The sequence below is a fragment of the Ruegeria sp. AO1 genome (genome assembly GCF_056535985.1).
On the sequence record NZ_JBQFJC010000002.1, the window covers coordinates 989,020 to 1,006,064 of the forward strand.

17 protein-coding genes are annotated in these 17,045 nt (G+C 54.1%); 8 read left to right on the plus strand and 9 right to left on the minus strand.

The window, feature by feature from the left end; all coding sequences use genetic code 11:
- Window positions 1-8 precede the first annotated feature (8 nt).
- From ACR3FB_RS22575 to ACR3FB_RS22600, 6 genes are all read right to left on the minus strand, one after another.
- Window positions 9-1,619: an MFS transporter gene (locus tag ACR3FB_RS22575; RefSeq protein ID WP_480565587.1), complete on the minus strand. Its 1,611-nt coding sequence runs from the start codon at window positions 1,617-1,619 to the stop codon at window positions 9-11.
- Window positions 1,603-1,911, minus strand: coding sequence for a GNAT family N-acetyltransferase (locus ACR3FB_RS22580; protein ID WP_170660609.1), 309 nt, complete (start codon window positions 1,909-1,911; stop codon window positions 1,603-1,605). The genes ACR3FB_RS22575 and ACR3FB_RS22580 overlap by 17 nt, the downstream gene beginning before the upstream one ends.
- A 24-nt stretch (window positions 1,912-1,935) precedes the next feature.
- Window positions 1,936-3,669 (minus strand): amidohydrolase, encoded by a 1,734-nt coding sequence (locus ACR3FB_RS22585; RefSeq protein ID WP_480565588.1) that lies wholly within the window; start codon window positions 3,667-3,669, stop codon window positions 1,936-1,938.
- A 132-nt stretch (window positions 3,670-3,801) separates the two neighbouring features.
- Window positions 3,802-4,506 carry a hydrolase gene (locus ACR3FB_RS22590; protein ID WP_425085295.1) on the minus strand — a complete coding sequence of 235 codons (705 nt, stop codon included), beginning with the start codon at window positions 4,504-4,506 and terminating at the stop codon, window positions 3,802-3,804.
- Window positions 4,507-4,536: 30 nt separating this feature from the next.
- Window positions 4,537-4,791 carry a DUF1427 family protein gene (locus ACR3FB_RS22595; protein ID WP_425085296.1) on the minus strand — a complete coding sequence of 85 codons (255 nt, stop codon included), beginning with the start codon at window positions 4,789-4,791 and terminating at the stop codon, window positions 4,537-4,539.
- A complete protein-coding gene (locus ACR3FB_RS22600; protein WP_480566908.1) occupies window positions 4,788-5,549 on the minus strand; it encodes a pirin family protein in 762 nt (253 codons plus the stop codon). The genes ACR3FB_RS22595 and ACR3FB_RS22600 overlap by 4 nt, the downstream gene beginning before the upstream one ends.
- A gap of 111 nt (window positions 5,550-5,660) precedes the next feature.
- Here ACR3FB_RS22600 and ACR3FB_RS22605 point away from each other — a divergent pair, with 111 nt between their 5' ends.
- A complete protein-coding gene (locus ACR3FB_RS22605) occupies window positions 5,661-6,635 on the plus strand; it encodes a LysR family transcriptional regulator (RefSeq protein ID WP_480565590.1) in 975 nt (324 codons plus the stop codon).
- Here ACR3FB_RS22605 and ACR3FB_RS22610 read toward each other — a convergent pair.
- A complete protein-coding gene (locus ACR3FB_RS22610; RefSeq protein WP_480565591.1) occupies window positions 6,597-7,217 on the minus strand; it encodes an alpha/beta hydrolase in 621 nt (206 codons plus the stop codon). The genes ACR3FB_RS22605 and ACR3FB_RS22610 overlap by 39 nt on opposite strands.
- 14 nt (window positions 7,218-7,231) lie before the next feature.
- Complete coding sequence (locus ACR3FB_RS22615) at window positions 7,232-8,167, minus strand: VOC family protein (protein WP_480565592.1); 936 nt, start codon at window positions 8,165-8,167, stop codon at window positions 7,232-7,234.
- A 113-nt stretch (window positions 8,168-8,280) separates the two neighbouring features.
- Here ACR3FB_RS22615 and ACR3FB_RS22620 point away from each other — a divergent pair, with 113 nt between their 5' ends.
- Window positions 8,281-9,192, plus strand: a complete 912-nt coding sequence (locus ACR3FB_RS22620; RefSeq protein WP_480565593.1) for a LysR family transcriptional regulator — start codon at window positions 8,281-8,283, stop codon at window positions 9,190-9,192.
- A 295-nt stretch (window positions 9,193-9,487) separates the two neighbouring features.
- Here ACR3FB_RS22620 and ACR3FB_RS22625 read toward each other — a convergent pair whose 3' ends face one another.
- Window positions 9,488-9,994 (minus strand): DUF1254 domain-containing protein, encoded by a 507-nt coding sequence (locus ACR3FB_RS22625; RefSeq protein ID WP_480566910.1) that lies wholly within the window; start codon window positions 9,992-9,994, stop codon window positions 9,488-9,490.
- A gap of 259 nt (window positions 9,995-10,253) precedes the next feature.
- Between ACR3FB_RS22625 and ACR3FB_RS22630 the strand changes: the two genes are divergently transcribed.
- From ACR3FB_RS22630 to ACR3FB_RS22655, 6 genes are all read left to right on the plus strand, one after another.
- Entirely contained in the window at window positions 10,254-11,579 is a 1,326-nt protein-coding gene (locus ACR3FB_RS22630; RefSeq protein WP_480565595.1) for a mechanosensitive ion channel family protein, read from the plus strand.
- Entirely contained in the window at window positions 11,576-13,189 is a 1,614-nt protein-coding gene (locus ACR3FB_RS22635) for a mechanosensitive ion channel family protein (protein WP_480565596.1), read from the plus strand. Before ACR3FB_RS22630 ends, ACR3FB_RS22635 begins: the two co-directional genes overlap by 4 nt.
- A gap of 141 nt (window positions 13,190-13,330) precedes the next feature.
- On the plus strand, window positions 13,331-13,600 hold the full coding sequence (locus ACR3FB_RS22640; protein ID WP_475220604.1) for a potassium channel family protein: 270 nt from the start codon (window positions 13,331-13,333) through the stop codon (window positions 13,598-13,600).
- Between the two features lie 180 nt (window positions 13,601-13,780).
- The gene (locus tag ACR3FB_RS22645) at window positions 13,781-14,860 is read left to right on the plus strand and encodes an AI-2E family transporter (RefSeq protein WP_480565597.1); all 1,080 of its coding nucleotides are present in this window, start codon (window positions 13,781-13,783) and stop codon (window positions 14,858-14,860) included.
- Entirely contained in the window at window positions 14,857-15,921 is a 1,065-nt protein-coding gene (locus ACR3FB_RS22650; protein WP_170485306.1) for an HlyD family secretion protein, read from the plus strand. Before ACR3FB_RS22645 ends, ACR3FB_RS22650 begins: the two co-directional genes overlap by 4 nt.
- Window positions 15,911-16,927, plus strand: coding sequence for a DUF2955 domain-containing protein (locus ACR3FB_RS22655; protein WP_480565598.1), 1,017 nt, complete (start codon window positions 15,911-15,913; stop codon window positions 16,925-16,927). Before ACR3FB_RS22650 ends, ACR3FB_RS22655 begins: the two co-directional genes overlap by 11 nt.
- The last annotated feature ends 118 nt before the right edge of the window (window positions 16,928-17,045 follow it).

A 17,045-nucleotide genomic window follows, 5' to 3' on the forward strand; every position in this document is an offset into this window, starting at 1 on the left:
CACTCTCATCATGGTGCGATCAGATGGCGAACGACCGGCCCGCTTTCACGGGTATCAAAGGCTGCGACAGCCCGTTGAAGGTCCTGATCCTGGTGTGATACACGCTCGTGCTGAGCCAGATGTTCTTCCCAAGATGAAACCATGAAGGCTTCGACCCATAGCTCAGGCTCTTCTGCACTTTGGAAAACGCGCCAATCATAGGCTCCGTCGCGCCAGCGCTCGCCTGACCATTCTTGAATCGCGGACAGGAACGCAGCTTCGTCCTCGGGTCGGATGCGATACTCGACTTCGACCATGACGGGACCGCGGGATGCCAAGCCGTGCTCTTCAAGGGCAACTTGCGGCGCCGGCCAATGCATAGAGGGCGTCAGGTCCAGATCTTCGCCCTGACCAAGCTGGAACTTGCGCGTAAGAAGCAAGCCAACGATCAAACCGCCTGCTGCGATCAGCAAGGTGATCGAAACAGATGTTGCCGTGGCCACCTGACCCCAGAATGCTGATCCAAACGCCATGGACCCGAAGAACACCATCAGATTCACAGACAATCCTCGGGCCCTGACCCAGTTGGGCAGCGCGGTCTGCGCCGACACATTGAACGTGGTGAGAACGGCAATCCAGCTAAAGCCACCCAATAGTGCGGCGATATAGGCCAGAGGAGGGGTTGTCGCCGTCGCAAGAATTGCCATGGCAACGGCGGTGCCGATGGTGCCGCCTGCAGCTGTCGTGCTTGCATCAAGCTTCGCGCGGAAATGCGGAAGGGTCAAAGCACCCGCAACAGCCCCGGCGCCGATCAAAGTCAGCAACAATCCATACAGCGTCGCCCCGCCCCCTTCGATCGTTCGGACGACCAGCGGCAGCAGAGCCCAATAGGCAGAGGCAAAGATGAAGAAGGCAAAGGATCGGATCAACGTGGCCTTGAGCGGGCCGTTATTTGCGACGTGCCGCATGCCGGTCATCATCGCGTTGAACACGGGCTGAGATGTCTTCGATACACCGCCGTCATGCTTCCACAACAACAGAGCGCCAATGATCACGAGATAACTGACCGCATTGACCGCAAAAGGCGCCGCCAAGCTGACCGATGCAATCAAAACGCCCGCCAAGGCGGGGCCGATCGCGCGGCTGATGTTGATACCCATTGAATTCAAGGCAATGGCGGGCTGCAAAGCGTCACGCGGCACCAGAGTTGGCACGATCGCTTGCCAGGCCGGAGCCATGAAAGCCGTGCCAGTTCCGATGACCAACGTGAACAGGATCAGCAGCGTAGGTGTTACAAGCTCAAGCTGAACCAGCACGGTTAGCAAGGACACCAGCACCAGAAGCACCACGTTCACTGTGATCAACAGCTTGCGTTTGTCCAACCGGTCCGCCAGCGTACCGGCGTACAAAGCGAAGATGAACACTGGCAGGGTTGTTGCCGCCTGCACCAATGAGACGACCGCCGGGGATGAATTGAGCGTCGTCATCAGCCACCCCGCGCCCACATCATGCATCCAAGTGCCGACGTTGGAGATCAGGGTCGCAACCCAAAGAAGCGCGAACGCCCGATGTTTGAACGGGATCCAAGCCGAGTTCGATGCCGCAGGTGCAGGTTTCGCGATGCTACCACTGGATGACATCTGCCAACTCCTCGCGGTTTTTTTCGGCGTAGGACCGCACAAACGGGCAAAGCGGCACGATGCGAAGACCTTTGTCGCGCGCGTCCGCCACAAGCTGCGCGGCCAAGGTCCGAGCCAAGCCGCGACCACGCAACTCTTCCGGGACAAACGTGTGGTCGGCGATAACGAGGCTAGGCGTGACTTTTGACAGCGTCAGTTCAGCCTCGCTCACGATCCCGGACACCGAAGCGCCGTATCGTGCTTTTGTATCGCTTTCGCTGTAAGTGATTTTTAGCTTTTGATCGTCCAACATGGGAAACCTCCTGAGGTCTTGCCGCTATTCAGCGGCAAGGCTGCCTTGGCTTTGCGTCACAGCGCCGGGTGCACCGAAAATTGGAACGGGTGACCAATCTGGAAGCTCTGGCAGTGGGGTAGGCGCATGCGCCGCAAAACGGGCCTTGGCATGTACGATCTTGCCGCCCGTAAGTGTCAGGTCGGCCTCGATCTCGGTGATCTCATCCTCGGCGATCGAGAAATAATCCCGGTCGAGCACGGCGATATCCGCCCATTGGCCCGCCTTGATCTGACCTTTCTTACCCGCTTCCCGGCTGAACCAAGCCCCGGCGGCGGTCCAATGACGCAGCGCGTCGTGCCGATCCAAGCGGTTCGCTGCACTCCAGATGACGTCTCCGCCACGACCTTTGCCAGAAACGGCCCAATGAATGGCCAACCACGGATTATAGGACGACACCCGCGTCGCATCCGTGCCAGCAGCCAGAGGCACACCCGAGGCCATCATCTTCTTGACCGGCATGACTTCGCGCAGTGCGTCTTCACCGTAACGGTCGCGATAGGCTGTGGTCTGAAAAGCGATGCGGTTTTGATAGCTGATACCGCCGCCCAGACGGGCGACCCACTCCATGGTGGATTCTGAGATCGTCTCGCCGTGATCGAAAATCCAATTCAGCTCTTCCAGCCCTTTGTCACGGCCGACCTCTTCAATAAGGCTCAGCAACCGGTGGGCGCTTTCCTCGTAGGTACAATGGAAGCGGATCGGCCAGCGGTTTTCGAACAGAAACTCGAGTACCGGCCTGAGGTCCCCCTCCATCCGCTTGGGCAGATCGGGGCGTGGGTAGCTGAAATCTTCGAAATCATAGGCCGACGCGACCAGCATCTCGCCCGCGCCCACGCATTTCAGGTAGTCGTTGCCTTCGTCTGGCTTGACGATGTCATTCCAACGTTTGAAATCGTCCAGCTCAAACATCGGGCGCTGCGCAAATAGTTGATAGCCGATACGCACGGTTTGCTCGCCGCGTTTGTTCAACTCGGTGATGACGCCGTAATCGTCGGGATAGTTCAGGAACCCACCCGCGCAATCCAAAGCCGAGGTCAATCCAAGACCATTCAGCGCCTTGAAATAGTGCTTGGTCGAGGTGACCTGCTGTTCGAAATCCAGCTTGGGGGCCATATCCAACAACGCGTAAAGCGGTTGCGCGTTGGGGCGCGCCATCGCGAGGCCTGTCGGGTTGCCCTGATCGTCCCGCTCCAGACGCCCTGAGACAAAGGACTCGTAGAAGTGTTTGTCGATGCCGATTGCACGCAGGGCGGCTTTGTTCAGCCACGCCCGATCATAGAGATGCAACACGTACACAGGCACATCCGGCGCGACCGCATTGATCTCATCAATCGTCGGCAAGCGCTTTTCGGCGAATTGATCAACGGACCAACCACCAACCACGCGGATCCATTGCCCGGCAGGAGTACGCTCTGCTTGCGCCTTCAGCATACGCAGACCGTCAGCAAGCGACGGAACGTGATCCCAGCGCAGCTCCATGGCGAAGTTGTTGCCTTGTCGGATGATGTGCGTATGGCTGTCGATCAGGCCGGGAATTACACGCTGGCCGCCCAGATCAATGGTCTCGGTTTCGGGTCCCGCGAGCCTAAGCATGTCCTTGTCAGTTCCAACGGCGGTGATTTGATCGCCTGAAATGGCCACAGCCGTTGCTTCGGGCCTGTCAGGATCCATTGTCGTGATCTTGCCGTTGAAGAGTATCTTGTCTGGGGCGGCCATGGTGCAGATCCTTTGGCAAAACGTGAGGTGTCTGTGCCCACCGAAAGGGCACAGATTGAGAGAGGTTTGGAAAGTCTCCCGCTCGGTTTCATGGGGAGGGATGAGGGGACCGAGCGGGCGTTGCGCGGCAGACTACTCTGCGGCGACTTTTCCGGCAGGTACCGCTTCCAGCGTAGGGCCAGAGTGGCGGCTGCGCGATGGCGCCTTGTGAACCATCGTATAAGCGTAATCGACACCCATGCCGTAGGCACCGGAGTGTTCACGCACCAAGTCCATGACAGCATCGTAGGTGTCGCGGCGCGCCCAATCCCGCTGCCATTCCAGCAGAACCTGCTGCCAGGTCACCGGGATGACTCCGGCCTGGACCATCCGATCCATCGCGTATTTGTGGGCATCAGCCGACGTACCGCCCGACGCGTCAGCAACCATGTAAATTTCGTAGTCCGTATCGGCCATGCAGCTCAGCGCGAAGGTGATATTGCAGACCTCGGTCCAAAGACCCGAGACAACGATTTTCTTGCGTCCTTCCGCAGCTCCTCGTGCCAGTGCATCGCGGACTTTCTGGTCGTCCCAGGAATTCATCGACGTGCGTTCGAGAAGAGGTGCCTGTGGGTTTACATCCAGAAGTTCAGGATAGGTATGCCCCGAAAAACTGTCCGTTTCGACCGTGGTGATGATAGTGGGCACGTCAAAGATCTTGGCGGCTTTGGCCAAGGCAACGGTGTTATTCTTCAGCGTCTGACGATCAATCGACTGCACGCCAAAAGCCATCTGTGGCTGATGATCGATGAAGATGATCTGGCTGTTCTCAGGTGTAAGGACTTCAAGTTTGGACATTTTTCATTCCTTGGTTGAGGTTGGATGGGGTTAAAGGGTTTTGGGTTCGGTTGGTTGGCCCGTCTCTTCAGCCTGCTTGACGGCGAAGGATTTCAGATGCAGGGCCTGTGACACAGCGTCGGAATGACCCCGAATCCATTGCACTGCAGCTTCTCCGGCGAGCATGCCCAAGAGGCCCAAAAGCGCGATGATTGGCGGGGCCGGACTACGGACTGCGATCAGGCCATAGATGACCCCAATCCCGAGGCCCGCTGCGAGCGATATGAGATATGGTTGCCAAGTCACGTCGGGTCTCCTTGAAATTCTGTTTCGATTGATCTGGCTTTGAGGCTTTTGGATTCTTTCCTTGCTGCGGGGCTTGGCATATCGAAAACCAGCGCAGCCCCGTCAGTGTGCCATTGCAGAGTGACCTGTGCGGATCGCGGAACCTGTAGACCGTCACCCGCGCTCAGACGTTCGTGCTCGGCAAAGGCAAGCCCATCCAGCAAATGAACGAAGTGGTCACTTTCGCCATTTGGAGAAAGCACAAGTTCTTGTCCTTCGGTGAACCGACGAAGCGCCAGTCGCGCCCTTGATTTCAACGGGATCAAAGGGTGCAATGAGGCGGGTCCAGCGAGCAGGACATCTCCTTCGTTCGGAAGCGAGGCTTGTGTGTATGAAGGCTGACCACCCACCTCATCCGGGATCAGCCAGATTTGCAGGAATTTTGCGGGCTCCGACGTGGAGCCGTTGTATTCGGAATGGCGCACGCCGTTGCCTGCCGACATTCCCTGCACTTCGCCTGTGCTGATACTGGCGACATTGCCCTGATCGTCCTCGTGGCGCAGCTGTCCATCCAGAACCAGTGTAATGATATCCATATCCGCATGATCATGTGAAGCAAAACCACCACCTGGGATCAGGCTGTCTTCGTTGATCACGCGCAGATTAGCGAAACCCATGCGCGTCGGGTCTTGGAACTGGCCGAACGAAAACGTGTGATAGCTGTCCAGCCATCCGTTTTGCGTGCGTCCCCGCGATGCTTTTTCGTGGATCTTGATCATTTCTCTCAGTTCCAAGTTCTGTTGTTCTTCGATGTGGGGCGTAGTTTGAACTCGACAAAGCAGAAGTTCTGCGGGTATGCATTAGTTGGGCTAAACTGTTTACTGTATGCCATGCCGCTGTCCCGATTGCCTTCTTTGCTAAGTCTGCGCGCCTTTGAGGCCGCAGCGCGGCGCGGCTCGATCAAGGAAGCGGCCTATGAGCTTTCGGTGACGCCGGGTGCGGTTAGCCAGCAGATCAAGGCGTTGGAGGCCGACCTTGGGGTGGCGTTGTTTGTGCGAAAGACCCGCGCGATCCATCTGACACCTGAAGGGCAACGCTTGCAGCCAACGATCAGTGAAGCGTTCTTGCAGATCCGTCAGGTCGTCGATGAGGTCCGACCTAAGAAGTCGCCCAAACTGCGTATCAGTTCCAGCAATGCGCTGATCAGCAAGTGGCTTTTGCCAAGGCTCCACAAGTTCACCAAGGACCACCCCGATGTTCAGGTCCACATTGAGTCGGAAAACCCTTCGGACCACAAAACCCACGCGACCGCCGATATCGAAATTCGATACACTAGCGAACCGCCTGAGGACCGCTATACGGAGTTGCTTCACCACGAGTTGATGCTGGTGGTCGCCAGCCCAGCTGTGCTGGACACGTTCGACATAAAGTCTCCTGCCGACATCAAGGCCACGCACGTTCTGTACGATACAACGCCGATGCTGGACGGGTCGGTTCCCAGTTGGGTTCTTTGGAGCCAACGCGCCGGGCTTTCGAATGGAGTTGATCCTTCGAAAGCCATGCGGTTTGAAAGGCCTCCGGGTGGTCAGATTGTGGACGCTGCGATCGCAGGTGCGGGTGTCGCGCTCTGCGGGTCGCTGCTGGTCTATTCCGCACTTTCGGACGGACGGCTTGTTTGCCCGTTCGGTCCGGTGGTGGAAACCAGGTTCAGCTATTTCATATGTTGCCACCCGGGCCGGGAACGTGAAGAGCATATCCATGAGTTCATGTCCTGGGCGCGCAAAGAAGCCGCCGTCTTGTCTACGTTGAATGCAATGCGTGAACCTTCACCCGGGGCCGACAATCCCGTTGAAGTGGGAGGCTAGAGCCGTCAGTTCAGAGTTTCGCAGCTCATGTCCGCCTTCATGGACGTCCGAAGTGACCTCGACGCCATGTTCAGAAAGCCAACTGATAAGGCGTTCCGTCATTGGCCATGGCGTGATTGGGTCGCGTCGACCGGCGGTCACCAGAACCTTCCGCCCTACAAGCTTGGGATGTGCGTTCGGCTCCCACGTGACCATCGGATGCAAAAGGCCAACCCGCTCGAACAGGTCCGGGCGTTTGAGAAAGACCGCCGCGAGGATGTTTGCCCCGTTCGAATAGCCGAAGCCATAGACCGGATGGCCGGTATGCGATGCGCGATGGGCTTCGATGAACGCAATCATCTTGTCCGTCGCACGCGCAAGGTCTTCCATGTCATACACACCCTCGGCAGTGCGGCGGAAGAACCGCGCGGCCCCCATTTCAGAGACATCGCCGCGCGGTGATACGATCCCGGCGCCAACGACAAGAGTGCCGGCCAGTTCAACAAGCTGGTGCTCATCCCCTCCGGTGCCATGAAAGGCAAAGACCAGCGGACGGGCGGGTTGCGGCGCTTGCACAAGCGCCTGATAGAGATCTTTGGACATTTCAACCTCTGAAATCATGATGCTAGTGGGGGCAGGAGACTTTCGATCTTGCTGCGATGTGGCTCGTAGCGGGTAGGCAACTTAAGCGCCTCACCCAGATGGGCCGTGTCTTCATCGCGGTCAAAACCGGGCTCGTTCGTAGCGATCTCAAACAGCACACCACCCGGCGTGCGGAAATAGATCGCCCAGAAATAGTCACGGTCGATAACCGGCGTGACCTGATAGCCTGTATCCAGCAAGGCCTGCCGAACTCGCAGTTGCGCGGCACGGTCCTCGACGGCAAAAGCGATATGATGAACGGACCCAGCGCCCTGACCAGCGGTCGGGGTACTTGATGGTAGCTGCTGCAGATCGATCGTGTCTGCAGCGTTGCCCCCTTCGATCACATAGCGAGTGACGTCACCTTCAGTTTCAGCCTTCTGGTATCCCATGAAGGTCAGCAGTTCACCCGTCGCATCAACATCCTTCAGAGCGAACCGAGCGCCCCGGAACCCAAGAATCGCGGCCTCATCAGGAACACCGCCCTGAGTCCAAGCTGTCCGGCCTCGCGCATCAGACTCGACCAATGCAAAGCTATCGCCATCGGGGCCGTCAAAAGACAGACGCTTTTCTCCGAAGAGCGTGCCATCGGCCAGCCCAGTCACGCCCTCAGATGCAAGACGTTGTTTCCAGAATTCGACACCGCCTGTAGGGATGGCAAACTCGGTCACACCTACCTCGCCGGCACCTCTGCGCCCTTTTGGCATCTGACCAAAAGGAAAGTAGGTCATAACCGAGCCCGGTGTTCCAACCTCATCCCCGTAATAGAGGTGATACACCTCAGGCGCATCGAAATTGACCGTCTTTTTCACCCGGCGCATGCCAAGTGTGTTGGTGAAAAAAGCGTTGTTGGTGCTGGCGTCTGCAGCCATCGATGTGACGTGGTGCAGCCCTTTGATATCTTTGATCATGTTCCGCTCCTGGGCGAGTTTTCAACTTGCATCAAAGATGGCGCATCTATTATTAAAGTTAATAGACAATAATTTTTGTTTATTATTGACGAAAACAGAATTATTGAACTGAGATGATCGAGCTGAAGCCCATCCGCGTTCTGCGCGCCGTATCAGACCTGAAAAGCTTTTCTCTGGCAGCGCGCGAACTGGGCATCGCGCCGGCATCAGCAACACGCATCATAGCACAGCTTGAGAAAGACCTGGGCACACAGCTTCTGGTGCGTACGACTAGGCAAGTTTCACTAACCAGCGCCGGAGCAACTGTTCTTGCGCAGTACAGACCGCTATTGGAGGGGTTCGAAAAGGTCACACGAAATCTTCAAAGGGCCAATCAACCTGACAAGGGCCATTTGCGTCTGACCGCGCCTGTATCACTGGGCGTCACGTTGCTGCCGCAAGTGATCTCGGGGTTTCGTCTCGCGTACCCGAATATTTCAGTCGAGATCAACTTCACCGATACCCTGCTCAATGTGATAGAGGAAAACTGCGACCTCGCTGTACGTGTATCGGGCCCGCCGACTGACAAATCGACAATTTGGCGCAAACTGTGCGAAGTTCCGCGGCATATGATTGCTGCGCCGTCTCTGTTTGAACGCATCCCCATACCTGATCATCCGCGCGATCTGAACCCAGACTTTCTGATGTCATACAGCGCGCAAGGTCGCTCGGAAACTTGGGACTTCTCAAATGCAGGTAGCAACGTTTCAATTCAAGCAGGCGGAAAGGTAATCTCCAACAATGGAGACTTCCTCTACGCTCTTGCGGTCGCAGGAGAGGGCATATGTGTTCTACCGGATTTCATTGCTGCCAAGGGGTTGGCTGGCGAGCAAGTTGTGCAGGTCATGCCAAACTGGTCTATCACGTCGTTATGGTTGACGCTGTACTACCCCCCATATGAACAACTCCCTCCGATCGTCGGAACGTTTGCCGAGTACTTTGAAAAATTTGTGCAAGACCACCCGAACCTGGAAACACAAGGTTGAAGCCATTTGGGCTGCAAATCAGCCCTCGTTTTCCGTAGGGCAAGTCAGATTGAACGACACTGTTTACGGGAGCATGAAATGGGGGTGCTTGTGGCCGTATATGCCGCCATCCATGACAGGCGTCGTTTCCAAGTTCACCCCGTAAACGTCGACATACTGTGTCGACACCTCACCGCATGCTTCAGACAACGGGTAAACCTTGATTTTTTGTCAGCGCCGTGGCTTTCGCAAGGTTTTCTTCGGCGCCGCCGCTGGCAAGGATCGGACGAAGCACGGCAAAGCTACAGTTTGTGTCCTATTCATAGACCAGAGTGTTCGGAAGCAGTGGGCCGTTGTATCCCTGCGGCACCAGCGTAAACCTTGCTCCTGCGTCGCGGTCCCGACCGTTGGAACCGACGTCGTCCAGAGGGCGTTGCCATGTATCCAAAATTGTGCCGAAGATTCCAATACCCTCTTCGGACGCAGGCATTTCAATAACGATCGTGCCGTCTTTTATGGTCCAATAGCTGTGGAAGTTGGGCGTTATGTTGTTAGGTATTGCCGACTGGAAACGCCAATCCTGGACTTTTGAATTATACCCAATGTCGTTGGGACCGCCCCCTGCATTGGCAAGCGCATCACGATAAAGCTTGAAATTCATCAGTGGCCTTGCCCAAACGGCTGCGTCGACAGCTCGATGATAGGTCATCCGCTCGGCAGTGGTGGCATTTGCTAAATCGAACTCACTTGATTGGGCGGTTGTCGATGCAGCTAGGCCGAGCGCAAGTGCCTTTGCAATTGCGATGTCTTTCAAGCGCAACATGGAGGAGATCTTTCCGAAAGTGTCCAAACCTGATGAAGCCCTTTCCCTTTTTGGGCGATTTTGGAAGGGCTGCAAACAGGAATTTCCTATACTCGCAATGCAGTAAAATCGGCGAATTGGAGTGATCGCCATTTTCTACCACGAGGCGCACCTAACATAGCTGTTGCCAGCACTTAAACATGCAAAAATAAACATAAGTCTAGATTTGATGGGTCCTCCTATGCTCTCCTCAAGCGCTATAGGAGTAGGGGACGATCAGATGAAACGACTGCGCAGATTTGAACTGGTCTGGTTATTGTATTGGTGCGTTGCGATGTCGTCGAATGGGTTTCCTGTTGTCGCTCAAGTCACTGAACCTGAGCAGGAAGTTGTTGTGCTGGAAAACAACAACTTGTTGGAAGAGGTGGTTGAAAAAACAATCCCGGCAGATGACTTGGAAATCCTGCTCGTCCCGTTAACGGCGGAAGAGTTATCCGACGTCGCAGGTAGTTGGCAGGGTTACGTGCGATCGCAACTCGAAGACGTCGCACAAATCAACCTTCAGCTTCGGTCAGCGATCGGAGAGCAAGAGACCAGCCTGCGGTCTCAGTTGTCTTCCCTGAATGCCTCTGGATCAGATTTTCTGAACAACTACCGACTGGTGCTTGAAGCCTGGACTCTGAAAGGAGCAAAGGCGGAAGATCTCGAGCCTCATACCGACTATATTCTCGCTTTGAAAGCCGGCGCTCTCAAGACAACCGATCTTCAAACACTTTTTCAGAACGCCTGGACTTGGCTGTTTTCCTGGGATGGCGGCGTTGGCGTGCTGATGGCCGCCCTGGGCGTTTTGTTGGCTGTCTGGGCCATGATGTTTATCGCAAGAATGGTGAGACGGATCACCGAACGCGGCCTCGGCAAAATTCCGACGATTTCCAGGATGCTCAAGCGGTTCATCGCCACAACGGTTTACTGGGTTGTTTTTGTGCTTGGCATCCTGGTCGTCTTAGCTCTTTTCGGAGTCAACGTCACGCCGCTGTTTGCGGTGCTTGGCGGTTTGTCGTTTATTCTCGGCTTCGCTTTGCAGGAAACTTTGGGCAACCTTGCAAGCGGTTTGATGATCATGGTTCTCAAGCCGTTCGATACCGGCGACTATATTCAGGTCGGGGGCTCATCAGGTTTTGTGGACGAGATGTCAGTTGTTTCGACCAAGATCAGAACGTTCGATAACCAGATCATCGTGGTGCCAAACAGCAAGATTTGGGGGGATGTGATCACCAACGTGAGCGCATCTGAAGAACGTCGGGTCGATCTGGTCTTTGGGATTGCCTATTCGGACAACGCAGCCCAGGCAATTGGCGTTCTGAAAGACTTGGTCGCCCAACATGCGCTGTGTTTGAAAACGCCGGAACCGGAAGTATTTGTGGGCGAGTTGGGTGACAACTCTGTCAATATCTTTTGCCGACCGTGGTCCAAATCAGACGACTATTGGACAGTCTATTGGGACCTAACGGGTCAAGCAAAGGAGCGGTTTGACGAAGAAGGTATTTCGATCCCGTTCCCACAACGGGATGTTCACTTGATACCTGGGGAAGGAGCAAACTCATGAGAGCTTTTTCAGTTTGGTTCGTATCATTTCTTCTCTTGTGCAATGTCGCGTTTGCCCAGTCCGAGGAGATCCTCGTTGCACCCGAAGAAAGAGACGATCCCGAGTTCATAGCGCCTGTTGTTATCGACGGCTCGGAGTTGTTCGTGGTTCGAGGATCGAGCGCGTTGCCTGCCATTGAAAGGGCGGCAAAAATTGAGGAACGAATTGCTCAGGTCGCAGATGCGTCTCAACGAAACACGGTCCAGATGCAGATTTCGGATGCCGAGTTCGGAAAATTAATCCGCGCGGATGGACAAATGGTTACGATCACCACGCAAGCGGATGCTGAACACGAACAAATGGCAATTGAGGTTCTTGCGGGGCTTCAATCCGAAGCGATTGAGGCGGCTATCCTCCAATACCGGGAAGGTCGGTCCAATGAGGGCAGAGTGGGCAGTGCCATGGCGGCATTCGCTTGGACGGTAATCTTTGCTTTGGCTTCTTATGCGTTTTTTGCGAAACGAAAAAAGCTATTGAAATACATAAGAAAAATCTTGGAGAAGAGGGCAGAAGGCGTCGAGGAAGCCACCAAGTCTATCTTAAGGAGCAGGGCTATCGCCTCGATCATCGTCTATTCAATTCACATCTTGATGTGGGTCCTTTTTTTGTTCTTCTTCTACTACTACCTTTCTCTGGTCCTGCTTTCTTTCGCCGAAACACAGGGTATTGCTCAAATCCTTTTGAAGTATGTCAGTGAGCCGCTCATCAGCGTTGTCTTGGCAATTGTGAGCTACATTCCAAACCTGATCATGCTCGCCATCATTGCCGCTGTCACAAGAATGGCCATTCGTGGCATCGATCTATTCTTTGAAAACCTCGAGAATGGTGCTTTCAAGATCAAGGACTTTGAAGACCATTGGATTGCACCTACGAAAATGCTGGTCAGGGCATTGATCATCGTGATCGCGCTCGTATTCGCTTACCCTTACATTCCAGGGTCTGATTCACGAGCTTTTCAGGGTCTGACCATCCTCGCAGGTATAATGGTTTCGCTCGGGTCAAACACGGTTGTTTCAAATATGATGGCGGGCCTGTTTGTTATCTACAGACGCAGTACTAACATTGGCGATCGCATTCAGGTTGGCGACAAGATAGGGGATGTCGCCGAAATCAAGCTGATGGAAACACTCATCAAGTCGATAAAAAACGAAATGATTAGTATTCCAAACTCGCAATTGTTAAATTCCGAGGTTGTGAATTACTCGCGCAAAGTGGATGGGCGAGGACTGCTGGTTCACACCTCAGTCGGGATCGGATACGAGGAACCTCCGAAGAAAATCAAAGCTATGCTGGTGGAGGCAGCGCTTCGAACTGAAGGCTTGAAAAAGTCGCCTGAACCCTTTGTCCTTTGGACGCAGCTGGCTGACTACGCGATCAATTATGAGATCAATGCGTATACGTCGCGTGGATCGAGCTTGCCTAAAATCCTGTCTGATCTTCGTGAGAACATAGTTGAAGTGTTCAATGAAAACGGAACACAGATCATGACGCCGTCCTACATAGCAGATCCGCCTGAACCCAAAGTTTCGACAGAAGAATGGAACGGCAGGCTTGCTCATGAAGTTGAATAGGGTCTTTAGCCAAACGGCGATACGCGATTCATAATAAATTCTAAAACTGCTATGTAATTATGTGTTAGTTGCTAAGGTAGTCCAATGAACGCGCTTACCAGAATCACCAGAGGGATCCGAACCGCCTTTAAGGATGGCAGAGTGAAAGGCCTTTTGGCCTTCACGGTCGGAATGATTTTATGGGCCTCGGTCTTTTACCACTTTGTAGAAGGTTGGAGTTGGCTCGACTCAATCTACTTTTCTGTCGTTACAATTTCGACCGTAGGGTTTGGTGATTTTTCACCTGAAACCGCAGTGGGGAAAATCTTCACAATGTTTTACATCATTGTAGGGCTGGGCGTTTTTGTGACTGCTGCGACCACCGTGGCTGATACGATCTTATCCCAAGACGACAAGAAAACAGACGAATAAACTGCACCTGGTTTCGTCCAATCGAGTTTGTGCGCAGGCGTGAGATTGTCTGCGCATTTCAAACCGTGTTGCGGATTCACTTTTGTCTTCAAATCGATAGGTCATCACCCCAATCTCAAAAAAATATACATATAACGTTTTTTGAGTATAATATTCAGAAAACAAACCCAGGGGGATGGAATGGAAAAAACTCAGGACGCGAAGATTGTCGATCTAGCGATACGACTGCTGTTTCTCGGACTATTTCTCTATAGCGCATTGGTCATGGTGGCCCCGCTCGCAAGCGTGGTCATCTGGGCAACGATCCTTTGCGTGGCGCTCTATCCGGTGTTTGATTGGATGCAATCCAAATTGGGAGGGCGAAAGAAGCTTGCAGCGACGATCTTGGTTTTGTTGGGCCTTGTTCTAACCCTGGGGCCAGTCGCAACTGCGGTTTCCGGTGCCGCAGAACTTGGATCCGAGTTTGCGGAACAGGCCGACAAAGGCGAAATAAAAATCCCTCCAGCACCCGAAGGTCTCAAGGAACTACCGGTAGTCGGCGGGAAAATTGCTGATGTTTGGGGCATGTTCGAGCGGAATCTGGACGGTGCGCTTGCAAAATACGGCACCCAAATTCTTGAGATCACCAAGTCCCTTTTTGGAAAGGTGTTGGGGATCGGAATTGGTCTTCTTGGACTCGCCCTGTCGGTATTGATAATGGGTGCTCTGTTCAGTCCCGGGCCAAGTATGGTTCAAGGCCTTCAGCGCTTTGCCAACCGTGTATTTGCACCGCGTGGTGGTGAATTCGTTACTCTGGCAGGCGCAACGATCCGAAATGTGACAAAAGGTGTAATTGGCGTTGCCGCCATTCAGGCCGTCGTCGTGTGGATATTGCTGGTTCTGTTTGGGATTGGCTCGGCCGCGACGCTGGCGTTTGTCTGCCTGATCCTTTCGATCATCCAGATTGGACCCGGTTTGGTGCTCATACCAGTGATCATCTATGCATGGAGCTCCATGTCCGGAGGTGCGGCTTTGATATTCACCATGCTGGCCATTCCAGTGACCATAATGGACAGCTTCCTACGCCCCGTCTTTATCTCGAAAGGCCTTGAAACGCCGATGCTTGTGATCCTCATCGGGGTTCTTGGAGGCATGATGGCCTATGGCTTGATCGGCATTTTCATGGGACCCGTATTGTTTGCGGTCTTCTATGAGTTGTTCAAAGTTTGGATTGACGCACGACCGGTTAGCGAAGACGCCGCTGAAGGAGCTGCAGAATGAGGAAGACGATCTGGTCGACATTAGCCGTCATTCTCATTTTTCTCGTCTGGTATCTGGTCGCTGACAGAAAGACACCGTTCACAGGAAATGCCAGAGTAAAGGCCGTAGCGACCCAGATCGTTCCGCAGGTCACTGGGACGGTGACCGAGGTTCTTGTTCAAAACGGTCAGGTGGTCTCGGCAGGGGATGTTTTAGTTCGCATTGATGCCAGACCGTACGAAATCGATCGTGACAAAGCCCAAGCCGATCTCGAGGCAGCCACTCAGGAGGTGGGCGCCTCGTCAGCCGAAGTAAGCGCTGCGCAGGCGAAATTGGCGAGGGCGCAGAGTGATCTCGATACCATGCGCCTTCAGACAGAGCGTGTATTTGCGCTCGAAAAGAAAGGACTGATTGCTGTCTCAAAGGCTGATGATGCGCGAGGGCAGCTGGCGGAATCTGAAGCAAACTTTGAGAACGCGCAGGCGGATCTGGAAAAAGCAAAGCAGAGGCTCGGTGACGACGGTGTTGAAAACCCGAAGATCCAGCGCGCGTTGGCGGCCTTGGCGGATGCAGAACTGAACCTTGAATGGACTGAACTGCGTGCTCCGGCGACAGGTGTCATCTCAAACTTGCTGATAGCCCCCGGTACTTATGCCCGATCCGGGCAGGATCTATTGACGTTTCTGGATGCAACGGACGTCTGGATCGAAGCGTATTTTACCGAGAACAACCTGGGAAGAGCGTCGATAGGGTCTCCGGTTGATGTGGTGTTGGATATGCATCCCGGTAAGATTGTCCCTGGCGTCATTGAGAGCTTCAGTGCCGCTGTGTCTTTGAGTGGTGGTGACGAACCCGGGCAATTGGCAAGCGCACCAAGTACCAAGGGCTTCTTGCGAGAGCCTGAAAGGTTCCCGGTCAGGATCGTCTTACCCGGTTATGAAGCTGGAAGTGCTGAAGATGACCTTCGCTTTCAGCTGAACGGGCAGGCCGATGTGATTATGTATCTAAGTGACAACTCGTTGCTGAACCTCGTCGGCCGTACCTATATCCGCGTGGTTTCAATTCTGTCCTATGCGTACTGAGGACCAGCGCTCTGTCGCCCGGCTTGCGCTGGGTGTGACCGGTGTCTTTTCGTTGGGCTTGTTTCTTGGTTGGCCACTCGCAGTCGTCGGGGCGGTATTCACTGCACTGTTTCTGCAAGCGCCTGCCGCATTGCCTTTGGCGGCATTTGGCAAGCTGTTTGTCTTCTCAATTGGATTGATGTTCATTTCGTTCCTGCTGTCGTCAATCTTCTCACCATATCCTGTTGTGTTTCTCATCCTCGTGGCGATTGGAATAATCCTGTCTTTCGTTTGGTCGGTTTCTGGTGCCGGAGTATTGCCGGGTGTCATCGCTCTTATGGGGGCGTTGATGATCCCGAACTTGGTTCTGCAATCGCAGGATTTGGCCTTGGTGCTCGTGTACTGGATACCGCTGAATTTGTTTTTTGCAGGCTTTGTTTCAACGCTGATGTTTGTGCTAATTCCCGCTGAACCTCCCACGGCCTCTCAGAAGAAAGCAGCAACGTCGTCAGACTTTGACCCGCATCGCCGCATCGTCAGGATGTCACTGGTCACAGTTCCGTTTGCTATGGCGTTCTTTGTTTCAGGTGCATCTGCACTACTAGTTCTGTTTTTTGTCGCGCTGCTGAGCCAGCAACTCGCGGCGATGCCTGCGGCGGGCAAAACCGTAGCAAAAGCAATGCTGACGGCAAACCTTCTTGGGGCAGCAGTCTCTATCATTTGCTACGAAGTAAACGTAATAGCCCCGGTCATTCTCACCTCTATTCTGCTGTGTTTTTTCTTTTGTCTGACCCTCGGAGCACTTGGAAAATCACAAGCCCCGCTCGCCGCCGCCGCTGGCTCTGCAATTACGACCGCTTTGATCGTCTACGGTGGATCAATTGCGCCTTTTTCCGACGAAGCTGACGTAAAGAGTATTACGCGCGTTCTGCAAGTCGCCAGCGCTGCGATCTTCGTAATTGTTGCCTATGTCGTGGTTGACGAATTCTGGCCTGAAAAGAAACGACAGCCTGCATCAGAAGCCTAAGGTGGAACCGTTAGACAATTCACTCCACAGAAGGTTTGAAAGTTATGCTGTTCTAAGTCGCGTATCATGACACAGAATGCACACTTCAAGGATGCATCCAAAATCGGGAAGTTTACTT